3 protein-coding genes are annotated in these 1,909 nt (G+C 65.0%); 2 read left to right on the plus strand and 1 reads right to left on the minus strand.

Annotation, left to right across the window (positions count from 1 at the left end; genetic code table 11):
* The coding region (locus tag WAN71_RS07190) for a hypothetical protein (RefSeq protein WP_422224675.1) at positions 1-113 on the minus strand (113 nt) is incomplete at its 3' end.
* A gap of 305 nt (positions 114-418) precedes the next feature.
* On the opposite strand from WAN71_RS07190, the gene WAN71_RS07195 reads away from it, so the two are divergent.
* Positions 419-1,342 carry a hypothetical protein gene (locus tag WAN71_RS07195; protein ID WP_422224673.1) on the plus strand — a complete coding sequence of 308 codons (924 nt, stop codon included), beginning with the start codon at positions 419-421 and terminating at the stop codon, positions 1,340-1,342.
* A gap of 98 nt (positions 1,343-1,440) precedes the next feature.
* The coding region (locus WAN71_RS07200) for an SDR family oxidoreductase (protein ID WP_422224674.1) at positions 1,441-1,909 on the plus strand (469 nt) is incomplete at its 3' end.

The following is a 1,909-nucleotide window of genomic DNA, read 5'->3' on the forward strand; positions in this document are numbered from 1 at the left end:
TGCTCCGCGGCCACCGACCACAGCAGGTTTCGTCGCGCGATGGCCTCGCCGCCCGACTGCCATGCGGCCCGGTCCTCCGGGTCCCAACCTGTGATCGTGTGCGCTCGCGCCACTGAGTTCTCCTCGACGTACGCCTTGAATTTCGGACAGTCCCGAATTGAAGGTAGGGATGCGATGTTGCTGCTCCACTGCACACGGTGTCGCCGCCGTGAAATCACTCTCACGCCGGCGCGGGGTGCGTCGTGAGCGGGTGAGACGTAGCAGGTGGCGCGGCCAATCGCCTGGAACCGGGCCCACGTTGCCTCGCCGGCCAGTCGCGTGATCCTGGTCACGCCCAGCGGTTCACAGGTGACTGCGCGACGATGGTGCCGGTAACAATTCCACTCGTTGGCCCGTCCTTGGTTGCAGGAGGTATGCGATGGGATCGGTTGACTACTTCGATGCGGTGAACGCAGCGTTGGATCGGTTGCGCAGCACTGGCTTCTATGTCGGCGACTTCTTCGCCAATCACGGGCCGATGGCCGCCGAGGCGTTAGCCAAGCTCGGTTACTGCGAGGAGGTCGACGGCTGGGTGGACGCCAATATCGCCCACCGTCGCCACGGGCTGCTGCCAAAGCCCACAGAGCCGATCAGCGATTGGCGGGTCGCGCTGGGCGATCGCAACCGCGGCGGCGATTGGGTGCAGCTCTTTGCGAACGAACTAGCTGAGGCGCCGTGGCGCGATGTATTGCGAATGTGGTGGCCGAGGCTGTTGCCGGGTTGCGCTGGGTCACTGACCCATGGGCTGATTCGTACCGCCCATGCGGTGCGGTCGGTGCGCGAGACTGACCGACCGAGCGAGCTTCAGATCGAGGAACTTGCTCGCGCCCTGGCCTTTTGGGCTACTGCGTTCACCTCGCTGGCTACCGATCCCGGCCCGGGCGACGATCAAGCGGTCGCAGTGGACCGAGCACTAAGTGACCTGACGGCCGAATACGCTGGCCACTACGCCAGCACCAAGCCGTCGTTCCCAATCCCGCTGATTCACACCATCACTGCGCCAGCCGCGATGCGACTGCTGTTGCCGGAACTGCCCGACGAGCTGCACGCACCGTCATTGCGCACGATGGCACAGGTCAATCGCGAATTATTCACTCGCTTTGGCGGTCAGCGGGCAGCGGATAGCACCGAACCCATCGAAGTCGACCGCACGTTCGCCGCACTGGCCGCCGAAGCCGTCGACATCGGTGACGAGCATGCGATCAAGATTTGCGAGGCGGCCATGCGGGAGAACGCCTTCCGCCCTGACGCGCGCTACCTCAGCGCCGCGAGCACCGCGGTGGATCTGATCCGTAGCGCCTAATACGTGTGCGCGTGTAACTTTCGGCGCCGCCAACCCGTCCTTGGATACAGGGCTGCTTGGCGCGGCCCGTACACAACCGCTAGGTCCAGGGAGAAATCATGACCATCGTCGTTACCGGAGCGACCGGCAATGTCGGCCGACCGCTCGTCACTCAGCTTGTCAGCGCCGGCGCGAAGGTGCGCGCGGTTAGCCGTCAACCGCAGTCAGCCGGCCTTCCCGCCGATGTTAAGGTGGTCGAGTCGGCCGCCGAGGCGGTCACCGGTGCTTCCGCGGTGTTTTTGAATTCGCGTGCCCTGGGCGACGAATTGGCCGCAGTCGTAGGGCAAGCGCAGCGCGAAGGAGTTACGCGGCTAGTCGCCCTGTCGGCGATCAATGCCGACGACGACTTCTCGCGGCAACCGTCGCGGTTTCGCGGTGACCGAAACAAAGAGGTAGAGCAACTGGCCGTCGACTCGGGGCTGCAGTGGGTAAGCCTGCGTCCGTCGGTCTTTGCGACGAACTTCGCCGGCATGTGGGCGGCACAGATCCGCGCGGGTGACATCGTCCGCGGCGCGTACGCCGCGGCAT

The organism is Mycobacterium sp., assembly GCF_049280035.1.
In the GTDB taxonomy this organism is placed as follows: Bacteria; Actinomycetota; Actinomycetes; order Mycobacteriales; family Mycobacteriaceae; genus Mycobacterium.

Bases quoted from the DNA above. Each gene is read 5' to 3' on its own strand.
- WAN71_RS07195 (WP_422224673.1), top strand. From the start codon at position 419: ATGGGATCGGTTGACTACTTCGATGCGGTGAACGCAGCGTTGGATCGG.